Below are 15,663 nucleotides of genomic sequence, written 5' to 3' on the forward strand. Positions count from 1 at the left end.
GCCATGTTCATCGGTCTGTTCGAGACCCTGAAGCGCGCCGGCGTGCCGGTGTCGCTGCGCGAACTGCTTGACCTGCACGCCGTGGTCGAGCGCGGCGTGGTGTTCGCCGACATGGAGGCGTTCTACCAGGTAGCACGCACCGTGCTGGTCAAGGACGAGCGTCACTTCGACCGCTTCGACCGCGCCTTCGCCGCCTGGTTCGACGGCCTCGAGAACCTCGATGCCGCCATCGAGGCACTGATTCCCGACGACTGGCTGCGCCATGAATTCGAGAAGCAGCTCTCCGAAGAGGAAAAAGCGCAGATCGAGTCGTTGGGCGGGCTCGAGAAACTGATCGAGACCTTCAAGAAGCGTCTTGAGGAGCAGAAGGAGCGCCACGCCGGCGGCAACAAGTGGATCGGCACCGGCGGTACCAGCCCTTACGGCGCCTACGGCTACAACCCGGAAGGTATCCGTATCGGCCAGGAGGGGTCTCGCCACCGGCGGGCCATCAAGGTGTGGGACGAGCGCCGCTTCCGCGACTACGACGACTCACTCGAGCTGGGCACCCGCAACATCAAGATGGCGCTCCGCCGGCTACGCAAGTTCGCCCGCCAGGGCGCGGCGGAGGAATTGGACCTCGACGCCACCATTCGCGACACCGCCCGCGACGCTGGCCTGCTCAACGTGCGCATGCGCCCGGAGCGCCACAATACGGTGAAGGTGTTGCTGTTTCTCGATGTGGGCGGCTCCATGGACGATCACATCCGCGTCTGCGAAGAGCTGTTCTCCGCCGCCCGCTCGGAGTTCAAGCACTTGGAGCACTACTACTTCCACAATTGCCTGTACGAGGGCGTCTGGCGCAACAATTATCGCCGCACCAGCGAGCGAATCCCCACCATGGACGTGCTGCATACGTACGGCAACGACTACCAAGTGGTGATTGTCGGCGACGCCGCCATGTCACCTTACGAAGTGACCCACCCCGGCGGCAGCGTCGAGCACTTCAACGACGAGGCCGGCGCGGTATGGCTCAAGCGACTGGTCGACAAGTTCCCACGCCTGGCCTGGCTCAATCCCATGCCGCCGCGCGCCTGGGAATACACTCATTCTACTCAGCTGATTCGGCAACTGATCGACGACAGGATGTATCCGATGACGATGGAAGGGCTGGAAACCGCCATGCGTGAACTGGCGCGTTGAGGTTCTTGCCCCTCTTCGGACTGCTCCCTATACTGTATATCAATACAGTTTATTGATGACGGGCATCTCGTTCGTCTGGTGCGGGATAAGCCCGATAGCGGAGTGATCTGCTATAGCCTTTTTTGGTTATTAACTTGAAAAATAACCCTTAAGGGCTATCATTTTCTCATCATTTCACGCAGAACAAACTTATGGTGCAGCGCATTGCCGTCCTCACGGGCGATCTTGTCGATTCCCGCAAGGCCAGCGACCCGAAGCGGCTCTTCCAGGTGCTCGACAGTGCCATCGAGGCGATCACCGAGCGCTACGATGGCCAGGGGGAGAGATACCGTGGCGATGGCTTTCAAATCGCCCTGCCCGACCCGACGGCAGCCCTGCCCGCTGCGGTGCTGTTACGTGCGGCGTTGATTCGCCATTCGGAGAAGCAGCAGCGCTGGGACGCGCGAATCGCTGTCGCTATCGGCGAGGATCGCTGGCAGCCCGAACAGCGCGTCACGGAAGCCAGCGGTGAGGTATTCGTGCGCTCGGGGCAGACCCTGGACGCCATGAGCGATGGCGCTGCCCACCTCTGCCTAAGCCTGAGTGGGGATATCGAGAGTGAGTGCCTGGCACTGTTGACCCGCTTCGTCGACGATCTGATCGACGGCTGGTCGCGCTACGCCGCCGAGGTCGTCTACCTGAGCCTGTGGCACGAGGAATCCCAGCAGGCGCTCGCCAGGCGGCTCGGCATCAGCCAGCCCAGCGTGCACAAGCGGCTACGCGCAGCTCGCTGGTCCCTGCTGGACGATTACCTCGGCCATCTCCGCCACCGTTTCAAGGACGACCCACGATGAACGCAGACCTCTCGCTGTTGCTGGGGTTGGTGCTGGTACATCTTCTCGGCGACTTCGCCTTGCAGCCGAGACGCTGGGTCGAGGCCCGCTACTTGCGCAAGGTGCGCTCGCCCCAACTCTACAAGCACGCGGCAGTACACGGTGGTCTGGCCTTGGCCGTCCTGGGCGCAGCCACCCTCACCCACGCGCATGGCGCTTCCTGGTCCATGGTGGCGGGAGGAGCGGTTGCCGTCGGTGTGAGCCATAACCTGATCGACCTTGGCAAAGCCTATCTGCCACCGGACAGGTTACGCTGGTTCATGCTCGACCAAACGCTTCACCTGCTGGTGCTGTTGGGTGTCTGGTTGGCCTGGCTTGGCAGCTGGCAACCGTTACTTGCCTTCTGGCAGTGGTTGTTCACCCCCCCGGTACTCGGCATCCTGGTCGCGTACCTTATCGTCACGCGTCCGTTGTCGATCGTCATCGCCCTGATCATTCGCCGCTGGAGCGCGGAAATCGACAATCCAGGCACGCTCATCGCCGCCGGGGCGCGCATCGGGATGGCAGAACGCGTGCTGGTAATGACCTTGGTGCTGCTCGACCAGTTGACCGCCATCGGTTTCCTGCTTGCGGCCAAGTCGGTGCTGCGCTTCGGTGAACTCCGCGGCGCTCAGGACCGCAAGCTGACCGAATATGTCCTCATGGGCACCCTGCTCAGTGTCTCGACCGCCATGGTGCTCGGCCTGTTGATACGGCTCGTGGTGGAGGGCTGAACATGCGACAGCACCGGGCCATAGTGCAGGGCATGGCGATGATGGTCAGCGTCTGGCTGGCCGGCTGCACCACGCCGGCCCATCTCGAGCGGCGCAACGGCTACGTGGTGGATCGCACGCATGTTTCACCGTCGCATACCAGCCGGATCCGGCACCTGGTGATGCACTATACCGATGTCGACGAGGCCGAATCGCTGGCAGCGCTCACCGGGCCTCATGTCAGCGCCCACTACGTGCTGCCATTGCCGGCACAGGATCACCGAGGGCAACCGCTGGTGTACCAACTGGTCGCCGAGGAGCGCCGCGCCTGGCATGCCGGTGCCAGCGCCTGGAAAGGCCGCACCAATATCAACGACACGTCGATCGGCATCGAGATCGTCAACACCGGGCCCGACCGCCCCTACGCCGAGGTGGAGCGACAACTGGATCGCAGCCCCGAGGCCACCAAGGAAATCGATTGGGCACCCTACCCCAAGGAGCAGATCGATGCGCTGATCGCCTTGGCGGGAGATATCATCGAGCGCCACGACATCCACCCCACCGACGTGGTGGCGCATTCGGACGTCGCACCGACGCGCAAGGTCGACCCCGGCGCGCAGTTCCCCTGGCGTGAACTTCATGAGGCGGGCATTGGCGTGTGGCCCGACGACGCCGATACCGCACGCTGGCAGGCACGCTTCGAAACCACGCCACCCCCGCTTGCCACCTTGCAGGAAGCACTCAGGGCCTGGGGCTATTCGCTCGACGTCAGCGGAGAGCTTGACGGGGAGACTCGCGCAGTGCTGCGTGCCTTCCAGATGCGTTTTCGCCCCGCCGATCACCGTGGACGGCCTGACGCCGAGACCGCCGCCCTGCTCTGGGCCCTGTTGGAGAAATATCGCCCCCTCGAACTGGAACGGCTCGAGGGGGCGATAGCCTAACCGCGCGAGCCATCTACATCGTGGCCAGGCGCTCCTGGTCATTCGTTCCCGCCATGCGCACCAGGGCCAGGGCTTCGTCGAGGCTTTCCACCTCTTCGACCCGCACCAGTTCGCTATCCAGGCTGACCGTTTTGCCGCTCTTCTCGGAGAGCAGCCGCTCGAGCGTCTGGATGTCCATGGTTTCATCCATCTGCAGGATATCGACGCTGGCGCTATCCTGGGTACCGGGCAGGTAGATGGTGCCGTTGGAGAAGTCCACGGCATAGGCGATGACCCCCGGGACGATGAAGAACAGCAGACCCACGCCGTTGGCAATGGCTACCACGGGATCGATGCGCCCACTCATCTGACCCTTGCGCTCGGGGTGGAAGACGGTACCGCAGCCCACCAGGGCGGTGATGGTTGCGCCAAGCACCAGGCTAGCCAGGGCACGACGGAATCGAGTCCTCATGGGAGGGATGCTCCGTAGCAGATCGGTGTATCGACGCCAGGCGATTGCCGCCTCAGGCGCCGCAAGCGAGAATGGCGGCAGAGTACCACAGCACCAACTAATACGATCGTTTACATCTTTCACGGAGGGGTCATGAGCGAAATCGCACTGCACACCTGCCAGGGCAGCGCCATCGCACCGAGGCTGGAGGCGCTGGCGCACCTGCGCATCTCGGTGTTCCGTGATTTCCCCTATCTCTACGACGGGAACTTCGAATACGAGGCCAACTACCTGCGCCGCTATGCCGAGTGCCCGCAAAGCCTGTTCGTGCTGGCCGAGGATGGCGACGCCCTGGTGGGTGCCGCCACCGGCATGCCGCTGGCCGAGGACGTGGAGGAGTTTCGCGCCCCCTTCGAACAGGCCGGCTTCGATATCGACAGCGTGTTCTACTATGGCGAATCCGTGCTGCTGCCGCGCTACCGCGGCCGCGGCGTCGGCAAGGCGTTTCTCGCCGAGCGCGAGCGTCACGCGGCCAGCCAAGGCTTTTCTACCGTCGCGTTCTGCGCCGTGGAGCGCCCCGACGACCATCCACTGAAACCGGAAGGCTACGTGCCGCTGCACGGTTTCTGGCGCTCGCGGGGCTACGAGCGCCATCCGGCGCTTGCCACCACCTTCCGCTGGAAGGACATCGGCGAGCCGGAGGAGACCGACAAGCCGATGGTGTTCTGGCTGAAGTCGTTGGGATGAGACCCTATCGACGGAACAGCCTCGGGGCCATACCAGGTTGAGCAACGCTTTTGCCGCCGTAGACCGTTGGCCGTACAATGCTCCGAACGCCGCCCGCCGCGGCACGTCGACTCATGTCAGCCCATGCTGGAAGGAAATGCCGGACCCATGCGCGCCACTCAACTGTTGATCGCCACCCTCAAGGAAACGCCCGCCGACGCCGAGGTCATCAGCCACCAGCTGATGCTGCGCGCCGGCATGATCCGTCGTCTCACCTCGGGCCTGTACACCTGGCTGCCGGTCGGCCTGCGTACCCTGCGCAAGGTGGAGCGGATCGTGCGCGAGGAGATGGATCGCGCCGGGGCCCAGGAGGTGCTGATGCCGGCGGTGCAGCCCGCCGAGCTGTGGCAGGAGTCCGGCCGCTGGGAGCAGTACGGGCCCGAGCTTCTGCGCCTGAAGGATCGTCATGAGCGCGACTACTGCGTCGGCCCCACCCACGAGGAGGTGATCACCGACCTGATGCGCCGCGAGCTTTCCAGCTACAAGCAGTTGCCGGCCAACTTCTACCAGATCCAGACCAAGTTCCGCGACGAGATACGCCCCCGCTTCGGTGTAATGCGCTCGCGTGAGTTCATCATGAAGGACGCCTACTCCTTCCACCTCGATCAGGACTCCCTCAAGGAGACCTATCAGGCGATGTACGACGCCTATATGCGAATCTTTACCCGCTTGGGCCTGGGCTTCCGCCCGGTACTGGCCGACAACGGCGCCATCGGCGGCACCGGCTCCCACGAATTCCACGTACTGGCCGATTCTGGCGAAGACGCCATCGTGTTCTCCACCGAGTCGGACTACGCTGCCAACATCGAGAAGGCCGAGGCATTGCCTGCGCTGCTCGGCAGCAGTTCCGAGCGCGCCGCCCCCAGCGAGGAGCTGCGCCTGGTCGATACGCCGAATGCCAAGACCATCGCCACCCTGGTGGAACAGCATGGCTTGCCCATCGAGAAGACCATCAAGACGCTGATGGTGCGCGCCACCGAGGGCGGCCTGATTGCTCTGCTGGTGCGTGGCGATCACGAACTCAACGAAATCAAGGCCGAGAACCTGCCTGAAGTGGCCGCACCGCTGTGCATGGCCACGGAAGAGGAGATCCGTGCCGCAGTAGGCGCCGGCCCCGGCTCGCTGGGACCCGTGAATCTCGACATGCCGATCATCATCGACCGCAGCGTGGCGCTAATGAGCGACTTCGGCGCCGGTGCCAATGTGGACGGTAAGCACTACTTCGGCATCAACTGGGAGCGCGACGTGGCGCTGCCCAAGGTGGCCGACCTACGTAACGTGGTCGAGGGCGACCCCTCGCCGGACGGTAAGGGGTCACTCGCCATCAAGCGCGGCATCGAGGTCGGGCACGTGTTCCAGCTGGGCAAGAAGTACTCCGAGGCGATGAATGCCACGGTGCTCGATGACAATGGCAAGGCAGCCCACCCCTGGATGGGCTGCTACGGCATCGGCGTGACCCGCGTGGTGGCCGCCGCCATCGAACAGAACCACGACGAGGCCGGCATCATCTGGCCCAACGCCATCGCTCCCTTCCAGGTCGCCCTGGTGCCGATGAATGCGCACAAGTCGCAGCGCGTGCGCGAGGAGTCCGAGCGACTCTACCAGGCGCTCACCGCGGCGGGCATCGATGTGCTGCTTGACGACCGCGACCTGCGTCCCGGCGTGAAATTCGCCGACCAGGAGCTGATTGGCATTCCCCATCGGCTGGTGGTCGGCGACCGCGGACTGGACAACGGCGAACTGGAGTACAAGGGGCGGCGTGACAGTGAAGCGACCATGGTGCCGGCCGAGAGCATCGTCGAGTTCCTGCGCGAACGAGTCGGCGCCTGAGCGACGGCTGGCCGCGGCGCTACTGGTCGCGGCCAGCCTGCTCGGCGCATTTCCGGCTGCTGGCGAGGCACTCGGTGAAGTTCGCGACAGCGCGGAAGCGGGTTTCGTCGACGCCCTTCCCGTTGCCTTGCCTACTTCGCCTGCCCGGCGTGTGCGGGTGGAACCCGACGTCCCGCCTTCGCTGCGCCAGACCCTCGATACCCTGGTCAGCACCCCGCCCCCTCCGGACCAGGTGTGGGCGGCCCGCCAGTGGATGAACCAGATGGAACCCAGGCTCGCGCGCTTCGTTCACGATGAGGCCCTGCGCGGCGAGATGCTCACCCGCATCTACCATGAGGCACGCCTGGCCGGATTGGCTCCCGAGATCATCCTGTCGGTCATTCAGGTGGAGAGCGCCTTCCAACCCGATGCCGTATCGTCGGCCGGCGCCGTGGGGCTGATGCAGATCATGCCGTTCTGGATCCGTGAGCTGGGACGCAGTGCCGACGACCTGATGGAACCGTGGCTCAACCTGCGCTATGGCTGCACCATCCTCGCGCACTATCTGGCCGTTGAGCGCGGCGATCTCACCCGTGCACTGGCGCGTTACAACGGCAGCCTGGGCCAGACCGGGTATCCTGAGCGAGTTATGCGCGCCTGGAACGAAAACTGGTGGTTCGCGCGCTGAGGCGGGATGAGCGTACCCCAAAAAAATGCCGGCCCAATTGGGCCGGCTACTGGGGGGAAAACTCCCCCCTCCCCTGACGACTTGCTCAACAGGCTGGCTCAGTGCTTGCCCTTGCGACGGTGGTCGCGAATCACGAAGCCGATCCAACCTGCCATGAAAGCGACCATCATCGCGACGGTTACCAGCCCGAAAACTACTGCGTCATCCCAGTACATGGTGGTTTCTCCCCGTCACCCGATGTGATGAGTCCACTCTAGCCGCTTGTTCGCAATGGAAAACTGACCTGCATCAAATTTCGCCTCGGACGCCTGGAATGCCGCGCAGCGAATTGATGCAGGTCAGTTTTTTCAGGGGATACGAGCGCTTCGGACGGGGTCAGGGCACCTTGCGGTCCTCGACCTGGGACGGTTCGACGCTGGCGGGGAGCGGATGGCCCTTGGCCAGTTCGGCGCGATTCGCCTCGCGCACGTCGAGCACTTGCAGTGCGTAGTTCAGGGTGTACCCGGCCAAGGGATGGTTGGTGTCGATCACCACCGATGCATCGCCCACCTCGAGCACCGTGACGATCTGGGGACCGTCGTCGCCGGGGGTCTGGAAACGCATGCCGGGCGCCAGATCATCCTGGGGGAAGGCACCGCGACCGACTTCCTGAATCAGGTCGTCGTTGCGCTCCCCATAGGCTTCATGCGGCGCCAGCGTTACGCTCAATCTGTCGCCGGTTTCGTGGCCCGTCAGGGCCCGCTCGAGGCCGGCCATGATGTTGGCATGACCATGCAGGTATTCGAGAGGCTTGGCGCGCGCCCGCGAGTCGTCGAGCACGTGGTCCTGCGCGTCGGTGAGCACGTAGTGCAAGGTCACGACCCGCTGCGGGGCGATGTTCATGGCGGTCTCCTTGTGTCGATTGGCGAGCCGGCGTCACGTCTGCGGGCGCAGACTGGCGACGGGCATCTCCAGCTGTTGCTGCCGGTTGAGCAGGTTGAGCAGCACGATCGCCCGTTCGTCGCCCTTGTGGCTGGCAAACACCGCCTGCAAGTCCTTGAACGGCCCCTCGGTGATCTCCACCTTCTCGCCGGCGCGAAAATAGACGTTGGCCACACTCGTTTCACCCTGCGCACCGTGCTCGCGCAGCATGGCGATCAACTCGTCATCGACCGGCAAGGGGCGATTGCCGAAGGTAACGATCCTGAGCACGCCACGCGTAGAGCGAATCGGCCGCCAGTTGCTGGCGACGCGATCGAGCCGAATGAACAGATAATGAGGAAACAACGGCTCGTCCAGCCATACCAGCTTGCCGCCACGTTTCTTCTGAACCTGCAGAATGGGATGGAACAGTTCGTAGCCCTGGTTGGCCAGATGCTCCGCAGCGCGGAAGGATTCGCCCCCCTTGCACTGAACGACGTACCAGCGCGGCAGGCTATCGTTCTCGTCATCGATCGGCTGACGTTCGCTGTGGCTCATGATGACCTCCTTATCGGGGCATATCCTGCTGGCATCGCTGCCGGGGCTCTGCAACAATCGTGCGGCCGGACGATGGGTCCTCCTGGACCGCCAGCCCCGCCGAGCGGTGGCCATTCTACCACCGTTGCCGGCATCGGGCCGCCCCCCGGCCAACGACCATCGAGGAGTTTCGTGACGCATGACCATCCCTACCGCTCAGCGCAGTTGGGGAGCTTCCCTGGCCATTTATCTGCGAGCCCCCGTGATTACCATGCTATTTCTGGGCTTCTCGGCCGGCTTGCCTTTTCTGTTGGTGTTCTCGACCCTCTCGGCCTGGCTGCGGAGCGACGGCGTCCAGGTCGCCGCCATCGGCTTCTTTTCCTGGATCGGTATGCTCTATTCGATCAAGTTCTTCTGGGCACCGGTGGTGGACCGCCTGGCTCTGCCGGGGCTGACCCGCGCTTTTGGCCAGCGACGCGGCTGGATGCTGGTGGCCCAGGCCATGATAATCGGCGGCCTGGTGGGTCTGGCTAGCCTCGAGCCACAGCAGAACCTGACACTGGTGGCCGCCTTCGCCTTGCTGGTGGCCTTCGGCTCGGCCACCCAGGACATCGCCATCGACGCCTTCCGCATCGAGTCGGCGCCGGATGACATGCAGGCGGCCATGGCCTCGACCTATATCATCGGCTATCGCGGCGGGCTGCTGGCTGCCGGTGCCGGCGCGCTCTACGTGGCTTCCTGGCTCTCCTGGCAGGCTGCCTACCTGACCATGGCGCTGTTGGTCGGCGTAGGCGTGATCACGGTACTGCTGCGTCCCGAACCCAAGCGTCTCTCCCTGACCACGCAGCTGATCCACGAACCCCGCGTGCGAGCCTTCATCCGGGCCAGCCGCGGCAAGCCGCGTTTGCTGCGACGCCTGGGCGCGTGGCTGATCGGTGCGGTGGTCTGTCCCTTCACCGATTTCATCAGCCGCCATCGGCTCAAGGCGCTATGGCTGCTGGTGTTCGTGGCCGTTTTTCGCATCAGTGACCTGGCCATGGCCTCGATGGCCAATCCCCTCTACATCGACCTGGGCTTCTCGCTGGCCACCATAGCCAATGTCACCAATGTCTTCGGCATCGCCATGAGCATCGGCGGCGGCATTCTCGGCGGACTGCTGGTGGCACGCTACGGCATCGGCCCGATCCTGGTGCTGGGCGCGGCGGCCGCCACCTTGACCAACCTGCTGTTCGCGGCGTTGGCGCTGGCCGGCCAGAGCCTGCCGATGCTGGTAATGGCCATCGTCGGCGACAATCTGGCGAACGGCTTGGCCAGTGCGGTCTTCATCGCCTTCCTGTCGAGCCTGACCTCGCGTGCCTATACCGCGACCCAGTACGCATTGTTCTCGTCATTGATGACGCTCCCGGGCAAGTTCCTGAGCGGCTTCGGCGGCCTGGTGGTGGAGGCGCAGGGCTATGCGGCTTTTTTCATCATTGCCACGGCGCTTGGGCTGCCGGCCATTGCGCTGGCCATCTGGATCAGTCGCGACAAGGAACTGGTACCGCAGCCGACACCCAGGACGACCTGACGAGCCAGGTCAGGCATCGATCTGTTCCTGCAGCCAGGCCAAGGCCCCCGGAGTGGCTCGCCACTGGTCGCGCATGAGGGTGCGATACTGCCATGCCTCGGCGCGTGTGCCCGGCTCGGCGACGCTGTCCGGCCCCAGCTGCACGGGACGGGGCTGTTCGGCGCATAGCATGGGCAGTGCATGCGGATTGTGTCGACGCACCTCGCGCAGCGCTTCGTTGGCTTCGTCGATGCGTTCCAGACGAAACAGCGCCAGCGCCCTGCCCATGAGCAGGCCGAGCACCGGCGTATCGTCGCGCCGGGTTTCAGTCACGGCCAAGGCATCGTGGTCGCGCCCTTCACGCAGGAGCTGGTCGAGCACCAGTTCCTGCAGGCCCAGGCTGTCCTGATCGTCGAGCGACAGCAGTCGTTCGGCCAGCCGTCGCGAGCGCTCCCGGGCGCCCCGCTCCATGCCCACCACCAGCGCCAGGCCGGTACGCAGCAGCACGGCATTGTCGGCGCTGTCCCACAGGAAGGGTCCCTCGCCTTCGCCGCGGATGCGTTCGAGCCAGCGTTCGAGACGATCGGCCAAAGGCTCGAACAGGCTCGGCGACATCCACGGCAGGCTGCCGAATCGGCTCGTCAGCGCCAGAGTGAGCGACTGCACCACGCGCGGCGAATCGAGCCATTCGGGATGCGCGCAAAGTTCGCGCAGCCAGTCGCCGGCCTGAGTCCAGGGGTCGCCCTTGAGGCCCAGCGCACTTTCGTCATCCACCTCCACCTGGAAGACTTTCTGCCAGGCGGCGGATAGCGTGTCCTCGCGGGCACTGCTGTGATACTCCAGTTCGCCGTCTTGCGTGCAGCTCACGCGCAAGCCTGGCGCAGTGGGAAGTTGCGCCAGCAGAGCCTGCAGCGAGGCCAGCGGCTCCGCCAGGTCCTCCTCGGCATTGAGCAGCTGGTCGGCCAGGGTGGCGCCGGGATTCTCCGCAAGTTCCGCCAGGAACTGTAACTGGTCGGGCTCCAGCTCGCCCTTGCGGGCCAGGCGACGGAACCAGAAGCGGGCCCGCTCCGCAGCTTCCTTCTCATGACCTTCGTGCAGGAGCAGCATGGCCTCGATATAGGCCAGGGTCGGCGAGTCGGGCAGCGCCTGCTGGGCACGGACGAAGGCGGCCCTGGCACTGTCCAGGTCGTCGCTGTCCAGGTGCATCAGGCATAGCCGTTCAAGCGCCACGCCGCGCAGGAACAGCGGGCCGCGGTCGAGCACCTCGTCAAGGAGTTCGGCCCGCTTGCGGGTAAAGCCGCGCTCCTGGTAGATATCGATCAGCAGCTCGAAGGCGGGTTCGGCCTGGGTCGGCAGGCGCGACCAGTCGGCACGCTGGAACAGCGACTCGAGAATCTGCTGCGCACGGCCGCGCTGACCTGTCTCGGCGGCGATCAGACCGGCCTCGAGCAACGCCTGGGCCGGGGCATTGCCGCTCTCGAGAGCGGCCTTGAGCGTGGGGCCCTTCCAATCGCGCAGCGAGAGCATCCACATCAAATGGTCGGGTACTTCGGCGGGCATCGCGACAGCGCCGCAGCAGTGCTTGGTCTTGCGCCCCGAGTCACACCAGCAGAGTTCGTTGCGGCCGGGACGTGCCAGGGATTCGCAGGTAAAGCCGGCACGCTCCAGCGGGGTCTGGCTCCATAGGATGGGGGCCAGGGCCTGAGCCATGGCGAGGTCGCCACCCATCAGCTCGGCACCCTCTTCACGGGCCCAGGCCATGAACGCGGGGTAGCGCTCCTCTTCACGGATGGCTGCCAAGGCACCCGAAGCAAAGCCCAGCAGCTGTTCGACCCATACTGCCAGCATCGACTCTCTCCGCCAGTTCAAAAGGCGCATATAGTAACAGGGAAGCGTGGCTTGGTGTTGTGCGCAAGGCGCGAATGCCTGAGCGCTATTACCTGCGCGCCCAGGCCAGCAGTGGGCGCGTTCGAGCGTGCATGTCGAGGCGCGCCCCCAGTCGAACCAGGTTCCAGTAGTGTCCGTTCAGAGTGCGCGAAAGCAGCAGTACGTCTGCCGGTGGTTGCAGGCGGTCCATCGCTGCCCACACCTTGGGCGTGAGGTCGCGCAGGCGTCGGTGGACCCGTATGTCGGAGAAATCCTGCGCTCCGGGCTCGAACAGCGGTGCCACCGCTTCGGCGGCTTCGCGATACAGCGCCAGCGGCGCCCCCTGCCCCTGTCGCCCGCCCAGCCGCTGCAGGGCGTCGTCCATGGCCATGGGATCTCCCGCCAGGGTAGCGTCGAGCAGTTGCAGCATGGACTTGAGGTGCGCTTCGGGTACCTCGATCACCGCACCCAGATCGTAAATGACCAGCCTTCCTTCATCGTCGACGGCAAAATTGCCGGCGTGGGGGTCGGCGTGCAACTCGCCATAAGTGAAGAGCTCCTCGGTGAGCCAGTCCGCGAGGCTGGTGGCCACACGCTGGCGCAAGGTATCGTCCGCCCCCTCGAGGTCACGCAGCGGCGTGCCAGGCAGATAGCGCATGGCCAGCACCCGCGGCCCAGAGAGCGCCGGCAGCGGTTCGGGTATCGCCAGCCCCTTCAGGTGCGCATAACGCTGGCGGTAGCGTTCCAGCGCGCCGGCCTCGGCCTGATAGTCCAGTTCGTTGCGCAGGCTCGCCGCGAGCTCCTCGAATAGCGCATCCAGGCGCGCCTGGGGGACCTTGAGCCAGCGTCCAAGGCGCAAGATACTCCTGAGCTGGGCAAGATCGTCCTCCAGCACCTCGGCAAGGCCTGGGTATTGCACCTTGAGCACCAGGGTTTCGCCGTCGTGGGACACTGCGCGGTGCACCTGGCCCATGGAGGCGCTGGCAAAAGGACGTGGCTCGATCTCACGGAAATGAGCCTCCAGCGTACCGTACTGCGCTAACAGGGTCCGGCGTATCCCTTCCCAGGGCATCGGCTCGGCCTGTCGCTGCAGGCGCGCCAGCTCGTCGGCAAGGTCAGGCGGAAGCAGGTCGTCCCACTGGGCCATGATCTGGGCCAGCTTCATGGCCGGGCCCTTGAGTTCGGAGAGGCCCTCGAACAGGACTTCGCCCAGCGCGCGCCAGTCGGTCTCACCGCCCAGCCGATTGCGCAGCAGGGATCCCCCGGTTCGGGCCCCGAGACCCAGCAGGCGCCGCGTTCTTCCTCGCTCCCGCATGATGCGATTCCCTCTCTCTGCGTTCCCGCTACGATACGGCAAACATACCGCTCATGCAGGTTTCACGTCTGGTCTTGCCGGCCCTTTACTGTAAGAATATCCATAAACGAATCTCACGAGGCCGGATGACGCCATGCGCCTTATCATTGCCGAAAAACCCAGCCTTGCCCGGGCCATCGCCGATGCCCTCCCCGGCGGCATACGCCGCGAGGATGGCGCCCTGTATGCCGGCGATACCGTCGTCACCTGGTGCCTGGGCCATTTGCTGGAGCAGGCCCCGCCCGATGCCTACGATGCCGCCTACAAGCAGTGGCGGCTGGACCACCTGCCGATCCTGCCGGCACGCTGGCAGCTGACCCCGCGGCCCAAGGCCCGCGGTCAGCTCGCCGTGATCCGCAAGCTGCTCAAGCAGGCCCGCGAGGTGGTCCATGCCGGTGACCCGGATCGCGAGGGACAATTGCTCGTCCAAGAGGTCATCGAGCATCTGGGCTGGAAAGGCCCGGTGGCGCGCCTGCTGGTCAGCGACCTCAACCGACCGGCAGTGCAGCGTGCCCTGGCGCGGCTGGAAGACAATGCCCGTTACCAGCCGCTCTACCGCGCCGCCGAATCTCGCTCGCGCGCCGACTGGCTGTACGGCATCAACCTGACGCGTGCCTGGACCCTGACCGGGCGTCAAGCCGGCCAAGACGGCGTGCTCTCGGTGGGCCGGGTGCAAACGCCGGTACTCGGCCTGGTGGTGCGCCGCGACGCCGAGATACGCGACTTCCGTCCCTACCCCTTTTTCGTTCTATGGGCCGACCTGGCAGTCGCCAGCGGCAGGCTACGGGCCTGGTGGCAGCCCGGCGAGGGCTACCGGCTCGACGATCAAGGGCGGCTGCTGGAGCGCTCCGCAGCAGACGCATTGGCCAAGCGCCTACCCGGCGCCGAGGGCAAGCTGACCTCACTGGAGACCCGCCAGAAGCGTCAGCCCGCCCCCCTGCCCTATTCGCTCTCGGCGCTGCAGGTGGATGCCGCGCGACGCTTCGGGCTTTCTGCCCAGGCGGTGCTGGACATCTGCCAGCGGCTCTACGAACGTCACAAGTTGATCACGTATCCGCGCTCGGATTGTCGCTACCTGCCGGAGGAGCACTTGGCCCAGGCGCCCGCCACCCTGGCAAGCGCCTGCGGCAAGGACGAGACGCTGCGCGACTGGCTGGCCGGCGCCGACTTTACCCTGCATTCCAAGGCGTGGGATGACAAGAAAGTGGGAGCCCACCACGCCTTGGCTCCTACCGGCAAGCCGGCCGAGCTCGAGCGACTGGAGCGCGCCGAAGCCGATGTGTTCCGCCTGATCGCACGCAATGTGCTGGCACAATTCTATCCGCCGCTGATCGCCCGCGAGGTCAAGGCGGAATTCACGCTCCTGGAGGAGCGTTTCCGCGCCAGCGGCCAGGCGCGGCTGCAACCCGGCTGGAAGCCGCTGTTCACCACCCGCGACGAAGCCCCGCCGCTACCGCCGCTCACGGAGGGCGAAAAATGCCGGGCGGAAGCCTGCGATGTCGAGGCACGCGAGACACGCCCGCCGGAGCCCTTCACCGACGCCAGCCTGATCAAGGCGATGATGAACATCGCTCGCTACGTGGAGGATCCCGAGGTCAAGCGTACCCTGCGCGAGCATGATGGGCTGGGAACCGAGGCGACCCGCGCCGGCATCATCGAAACACTGATCGAGCGCGGCTACCTGGTACGGCAAAAGAAGACGCTACGTGCCACCCGCCTGGGCAGCGGCCTGATCGCCTCGCTGCCCGAAGCCGCTTCCCGGCCGGAACGTACGGCGCTGTGGGAGCAGCGCCTGACGGCCATCGCCGAGCAGGGCGATGATCCGGCACCGTTCCTCGCCGCCCTGGTGGAAGACCTGCGCGGCCTGCTGGGCAGCGCCGACGCTGGCCGCCTGCGTCAGGCCATGGCCATGGCCGAGGGAGAAACCGCAGCAGCCGTATCGAAGCGACGCGGAACGGGCGACAAACGTCGACGCAGCCGAGCCGCTCCGGCCCGGACACGCCGCAGGACACGCAGCAGTGCCTGACCCCATGACGTTGGCCTTCGGATGCCGGGTATCG

General features: G+C 65.2%; 15 protein-coding genes. 9 read left to right on the top strand and 6 right to left on the bottom strand.

Features of this window, described 5'->3' with window-relative positions; genetic code table 11:
* Positions 1 to 3: 3 nt before the first annotated feature.
* The 4 genes from ACOJCM_RS01870 (at position 4) to ACOJCM_RS01885 (ending at position 3,687) form a co-directional block, all read left to right on the top strand.
* The gene (locus ACOJCM_RS01870) at positions 4 to 1,182 is read left to right on the top strand and encodes a vWA domain-containing protein (protein ID WP_445210361.1); all 1,179 of its coding nucleotides are present in this window, start codon (positions 4 to 6) and stop codon (positions 1,180 to 1,182) included.
* Positions 1,183 to 1,373: 191 nt separating this feature from the next.
* Complete coding sequence (locus tag ACOJCM_RS01875; protein ID WP_445210362.1) at positions 1,374 to 2,015, top strand: hypothetical protein; 642 nt, start codon at positions 1,374 to 1,376, stop codon at positions 2,013 to 2,015.
* On the top strand, positions 2,012 to 2,767 hold the full coding sequence (locus tag ACOJCM_RS01880; protein ID WP_445210363.1) for a DUF3307 domain-containing protein: 756 nt from the start codon (positions 2,012 to 2,014) through the stop codon (positions 2,765 to 2,767). The genes ACOJCM_RS01875 and ACOJCM_RS01880 overlap by 4 nt, the downstream gene beginning before the upstream one ends.
* Before the next feature lie 2 nt (positions 2,768 to 2,769).
* Complete coding sequence (locus ACOJCM_RS01885) at positions 2,770 to 3,687, top strand: N-acetylmuramoyl-L-alanine amidase (RefSeq protein WP_445210364.1); 918 nt, start codon at positions 2,770 to 2,772, stop codon at positions 3,685 to 3,687.
* Positions 3,688 to 3,700: 13 nt separating this feature from the next.
* Here ACOJCM_RS01885 and ACOJCM_RS01890 read toward each other — a convergent pair whose 3' ends face one another.
* Complete coding sequence (locus ACOJCM_RS01890) at positions 3,701 to 4,138, bottom strand: hypothetical protein (protein ID WP_445210365.1); 438 nt, start codon at positions 4,136 to 4,138, stop codon at positions 3,701 to 3,703.
* A gap of 132 nt (positions 4,139 to 4,270) precedes the next feature.
* Between ACOJCM_RS01890 and ACOJCM_RS01895 the strand changes: the two genes are divergently transcribed.
* The 3 genes from ACOJCM_RS01895 (at position 4,271) to ACOJCM_RS01905 (ending at position 7,400) form a co-directional block, all read left to right on the top strand.
* Positions 4,271 to 4,864, top strand: coding sequence for a GNAT family N-acetyltransferase (locus ACOJCM_RS01895; RefSeq protein ID WP_445210366.1), 594 nt, complete (start codon positions 4,271 to 4,273; stop codon positions 4,862 to 4,864).
* A gap of 147 nt (positions 4,865 to 5,011) precedes the next feature.
* Complete coding sequence (locus tag ACOJCM_RS01900) at positions 5,012 to 6,733, top strand: proline--tRNA ligase (RefSeq protein WP_445210367.1); 1,722 nt, start codon at positions 5,012 to 5,014, stop codon at positions 6,731 to 6,733.
* A gap of 157 nt (positions 6,734 to 6,890) precedes the next feature.
* The gene (locus ACOJCM_RS01905; RefSeq protein ID WP_445210368.1) at positions 6,891 to 7,400 is read left to right on the top strand and encodes a lytic transglycosylase domain-containing protein; all 510 of its coding nucleotides are present in this window, start codon (positions 6,891 to 6,893) and stop codon (positions 7,398 to 7,400) included.
* Positions 7,401 to 7,498: 98 nt separating this feature from the next.
* Here the strand turns inward: ACOJCM_RS01905 and ccoM are convergent, their stop codons facing one another.
* From ccoM to rfaH, 3 genes are all read right to left on the bottom strand, one after another.
* Positions 7,499 to 7,615 carry a cytochrome c oxidase subunit CcoM gene (ccoM, locus tag ACOJCM_RS01910; protein WP_445210369.1) on the bottom strand — a complete coding sequence of 39 codons (117 nt, stop codon included), beginning with the start codon at positions 7,613 to 7,615 and terminating at the stop codon, positions 7,499 to 7,501.
* Between the two features lie 160 nt (positions 7,616 to 7,775).
* On the bottom strand, positions 7,776 to 8,282 hold the full coding sequence (locus ACOJCM_RS01915; RefSeq protein ID WP_445210370.1) for an FKBP-type peptidyl-prolyl cis-trans isomerase: 507 nt from the start codon (positions 8,280 to 8,282) through the stop codon (positions 7,776 to 7,778).
* 33 nt (positions 8,283 to 8,315) lie between these two features.
* Positions 8,316 to 8,858, bottom strand: a complete 543-nt coding sequence (rfaH, locus tag ACOJCM_RS01920) for a transcription/translation regulatory transformer protein RfaH (RefSeq protein ID WP_445210371.1) — start codon at positions 8,856 to 8,858, stop codon at positions 8,316 to 8,318.
* Between the two features lie 178 nt (positions 8,859 to 9,036).
* Here rfaH and ACOJCM_RS01925 point away from each other — a divergent pair, with 178 nt between their 5' ends.
* Complete coding sequence (locus tag ACOJCM_RS01925) at positions 9,037 to 10,404, top strand: AmpG family muropeptide MFS transporter (RefSeq protein ID WP_445210372.1); 1,368 nt, start codon at positions 9,037 to 9,039, stop codon at positions 10,402 to 10,404.
* Positions 10,405 to 10,413: 9 nt separating this feature from the next.
* Here the strand turns inward: ACOJCM_RS01925 and ACOJCM_RS01930 are convergent, their stop codons facing one another.
* Both ACOJCM_RS01930 and ACOJCM_RS01935 read right to left on the bottom strand, forming a co-directional pair.
* On the bottom strand, positions 10,414 to 12,231 hold the full coding sequence (locus ACOJCM_RS01930; RefSeq protein ID WP_445210373.1) for an SEC-C metal-binding domain-containing protein: 1,818 nt from the start codon (positions 12,229 to 12,231) through the stop codon (positions 10,414 to 10,416).
* Between the two features lie 88 nt (positions 12,232 to 12,319).
* Positions 12,320 to 13,564: an ABC1 kinase family protein gene (locus tag ACOJCM_RS01935; protein ID WP_445210374.1), complete on the bottom strand. Its 1,245-nt coding sequence runs from the start codon at positions 13,562 to 13,564 to the stop codon at positions 12,320 to 12,322.
* A gap of 133 nt (positions 13,565 to 13,697) precedes the next feature.
* Between ACOJCM_RS01935 and ACOJCM_RS01940 the strand changes: the two genes are divergently transcribed.
* Entirely contained in the window at positions 13,698 to 15,629 is a 1,932-nt protein-coding gene (locus ACOJCM_RS01940) for a DNA topoisomerase III (protein WP_445210375.1), read from the top strand.
* The last annotated feature ends 34 nt before the right edge of the window (positions 15,630 to 15,663 follow it).

This window comes from Billgrantia hypersalina (genome assembly GCF_052584175.1).